The 3,227-nt window shown below is 50.4% G+C and carries 5 protein-coding genes; 2 read left to right on the top strand and 3 right to left on the bottom strand.

Going from position 1 to position 3,227, the window contains the following annotated elements; translation table 11 throughout:
- The 3 genes from RBB63_RS23560 to RBB63_RS23550 all read right to left on the bottom strand — a co-directional run.
- Positions 1 to 221 (bottom strand): hypothetical protein (locus RBB63_RS23560; protein ID WP_309387892.1); only part of this gene is annotated, 221 nt, incomplete at its 3' end.
- Between the two features lie 72 nt (positions 222 to 293).
- Entirely contained in the window at positions 294 to 509 is a 216-nt protein-coding gene (locus RBB63_RS23555; RefSeq protein WP_309387891.1) for a hypothetical protein, read from the bottom strand.
- Positions 510 to 524: 15 nt separating this feature from the next.
- Entirely contained in the window at positions 525 to 1,166 is a 642-nt protein-coding gene (locus RBB63_RS23550; RefSeq protein ID WP_309387889.1) for a hypothetical protein, read from the bottom strand.
- A gap of 114 nt (positions 1,167 to 1,280) precedes the next feature.
- Here RBB63_RS23550 and RBB63_RS23545 point away from each other — a divergent pair, with 114 nt between their 5' ends.
- Together RBB63_RS23545 and RBB63_RS23540 are read left to right on the top strand one after the other, a co-directional pair.
- A complete protein-coding gene (locus tag RBB63_RS23545; RefSeq protein ID WP_309387888.1) occupies positions 1,281 to 1,814 on the top strand; it encodes a tyrosine-type recombinase/integrase in 534 nt (177 codons plus the stop codon).
- 550 nt (positions 1,815 to 2,364) lie between these two features.
- Positions 2,365 to 3,060 carry a DNA methyltransferase gene (locus tag RBB63_RS23540; RefSeq protein ID WP_309387886.1) on the top strand — a complete coding sequence of 232 codons (696 nt, stop codon included), beginning with the start codon at positions 2,365 to 2,367 and terminating at the stop codon, positions 3,058 to 3,060.
- The last annotated feature ends 167 nt before the right edge of the window (positions 3,061 to 3,227 follow it).

The raw sequence follows: 3,227 nt of genomic DNA, 5'->3' as shown, positions 1-3,227 counted from the left end.
CGCTTCTCTTTCGATTCATCGGCGATTTGCTCACCGTCCAGAATCTTACGAAGCTCGGTATCCTCTAATGCTCGACCGATTAAATCACGATTCACGTCATAGATGTGCAGGATGGCGTTAAATCGGAGTTGCCGGAGTAGAATCCTGATTTGCCAGATTAACGCGACCAATGCCGCAGTGCTGGCGATACCTTCCAGAGCTGAAAGCCACTCGATGAGCATAAAAAATCCTCCCGAGCGCTGTATAGCGCTAGCGGGAGGGTTTGTAAACGGATGCAGACGATGATGCTCGCCTTACAGGTGGCCTGTGAGTTTGTCGAAGACCTCGCGTGGGATCGCCACAAAGTCCTCGTGCGCTGGCGCTGTGAGGTTCGCCTTCTCCCCATCGGTCAAGCGTGCGCCTTGAATCAACACACGGTTGTCGTCGGTGAACAGAAAAGCGGGGCACCCGCCGTTGGCGCAGAAGCTCGATTGGGGGCCGTTCTCGCCAATGATTTGATTGATTTTCATGATGATGAGTGTGGTTTAGTGAAAGCGTCGTCGAAGAGCGACGGCTGCGACGCAAAAAAGACCGAGCACAGCGGCGTATGCCTCTGGTTCGGGCACTGCGATGATTTCTAAATTCAAATTGCCTCCCAGGACACCGTCTCGGGAAGACAGAGTGTAGTTGCCCGGCTCAAACACTGAAAATTGCCAAGTGCCGGTTGATGCACCGACGCCAATTGTTACGTCCGTGGCCCCACCTGTTATTTCGATGGTATCACCAATATTGGCGACGAAAGCGCTTTCATCGGGATTGCCATAATGCACGAGAAGTTGCTGTTGGCCTTGGCTACTGGAGAAGCTAACGACGGACAGGTTACCACTTGCTCCGGTTGTTACATTATTCAAGAATAATGTTTCCGCTGGAAATCGCGTATCAATGAATGCCCATCCATTGACATACCGTTCTTCGGGATCAATGAGGTCCCAAAAAAGTGGCTCAAATTCAGTTCCGGGTGTCAGCGTGAACGCCTGAGTGACCGTTTCGGTTCCTGAAAAAGTGAAGTCCAAATGATCCTCAGACGGATCACCGATGAGTTGGAGATTGAGAATCGCCCACGACGATTGTGTTGCCAATAAACTGACCACGGTTGCGGCCAGAGTGGTTTTTGCCCCGAATTTCATGATGCAGAAGTGCGTTAAGTAACTGATTTTTAATAGTTTGGTGAGATGATGAAACAGAATAGGTTATTCTGTTTCATGGAGGCATAGGCATTGAGCGCACGACAACTAATCACCTTGCGAGATCGACGGGGCCGCCGGAAGTATTTGACCGGGGCCGAGCGAAAAGCCTTTCTCAAAACCGCACAGGAATTGACCGGACAGCGTAAAGCCCTCTGCGAACTCCTCTACTACACGGGCTGCCGTATCTCCGAAGCATTGGCGTTGGATGCTGACGGACTCGATTTCGGGGAGTCAACTGTGGTGATTCATACGCTGAAACAAAGAGATCGCATCGATTTCCGGGACATACCGGTTCCAATTGATCTGTTGATCGAGTTGAAAGGACTGGCTGAGGGTTCCAGAGTCTTTTCGATTTCTCGACCCACCGCATGGCGGATCGTTAAACGTGTCATGGCCAATGCTGGAATCGTAGGCATCCATGCCACACCCAAAGGACTGCGTCACGGATTCGCCGTGGCTCATGGAGCTGCTAAAACGCATCCCGAAGTCCTTCAACACTGGATGGGGCACGCAGAGGAAGCTACGACAAAGATTTACCTGAGAATCCGTGGTGAGGAAGCCTATGAGCTGGCTAAGGCAGTCTGGTGAACGCTTTCCACTTGATTTTCAGTGTCGATAAGGAGTATCATAACTGAAACAGAATAACCTATTCTGTTTCAATTCGGTCACAACGCAATATTTATGCGCCGACCAGTATGTTAACCTCAGCAGGCAAGGAGGTACCTATGAATCTGCATGAAATCGAAACAAGGCTAGCCCAATTGGAGCAGCTCGACTCCCAAGAATCACTTTGGGAAACGAATCCTACTGTGGCCGCCGACATTCAAAATCTGGCCGTTAGTATGGTCGAGGCGACCTTGAAGCTAACAACTATCCCAGATTGCGATGATCCCGTTCTGAATTTAGTCCCGGAAGCGCGATTTCCACCGCTATAGTCGGAAGCTCATATGGATTTCCTTTTTAATTAGGCTGGTCCCAAACATCAGCCTAACCTTAGCGCAACACAGAACCGGGCAGCGTCAATGACCTTCCGCCGCTTTAGCGGTCTCCCGAGAAGACCATGACTTTTCTGCCCGAACCTGAGTTTAGTGCACGGCCATCGGCTGGCATGGGCCAGCCATAACGAAAGGAAACCGTTATGATTGGCTTTATAGATACCCCGCGACGCCTGCGCTCTAAGAAACAACAATTTAATCGAACGATCATTTTAGGAGATTGCGTCGACAAACTTCAGGAAATGGGAGCGCAATCCGTTCATCTGACTATCACCGATCCGCCCTACGTCGTGAATTACCAAAGCCGCGACGGACGGCAAATTCTAGGCGATACTGCTACAAACTGGATTTACCCCGCCTTCAACGAAATTTACCGGGTTCTCGTGCCGAACTCATTGTGCATTTCGTTCTACGGCTGGAATCAAATCGATGAGTTCATGATCGCTTGGAAAAAAGCTGGTTTCCGACCGGTTGGGCATATCGTGTGGAAGAAAGCGTATGTTTCCAATGCTCGATACTTATCGTATACTCACGAACAAGCCTATCTGCTCGCGAAGGGGCGACCGCTTTTGCCCAAACATCCATTGCACGATGTGCAGGCATGGCAATACAGTGGCAATAAGCTGCATCCCAATGAAAAGTCCCCAAAGATTCTCGAACCATTGATTCGATCATTCTCCAAAGTTGGCGATGTCGTGCTTGATCCGTTTTGCGGATCGGCTTCGACAGCAATTGCCGCCCTGAGAAATAGACGTCAATTCATTGGGATCGAGAAAGATTCACGATATCATGAAATCGCCGTCAATCGCCTCAATCGCTTTTCTCGAAGCATTTCTTGACTTCGCGCCGGTTATTCGGTGATCGGATTAACGCCGGGGTAGTGGATCATCGACTGCCCCGTTTCTTCCAGTATCGCGTTGGCTGCTGTGACAATCTTTCGCGGTTCCGATGGACGACCATCTAGCTTAAAGGCGCGTCCGTCGCGATTCACACTGACCCGATTGCC

Origin of the sequence: Cerasicoccus frondis, assembly GCA_031296915.1 — a bacterium.
Classification (GTDB): Bacteria; Verrucomicrobiota; Verrucomicrobiia; order Opitutales; family Cerasicoccaceae; genus Cerasicoccus; species Cerasicoccus frondis.
Note: the sequence above shows the minus strand (reverse complement) of the source record. Positions and strands in the feature narration are given on the sequence as shown.

What these genes read in the sequence shown, in the direction of transcription:
- RBB63_RS23550 (WP_309387889.1), bottom strand. Translation starts at nt 1,166, where the DNA reads ATGAAATTCGGGGCAAAAACCACTCTGGCCGCAACCGTGGTCAGTTTA.
- RBB63_RS23555 (WP_309387891.1), bottom strand. Translation starts at nt 509, where the DNA reads ATGAAAATCAATCAAATCATTGGCGAGAACGGCCCCCAATCGAGCTTC.
- RBB63_RS23540 (WP_309387886.1), top strand. Translation starts at nt 2,365, where the DNA reads ATGATTGGCTTTATAGATACCCCGCGACGCCTGCGCTCTAAGAAACAA.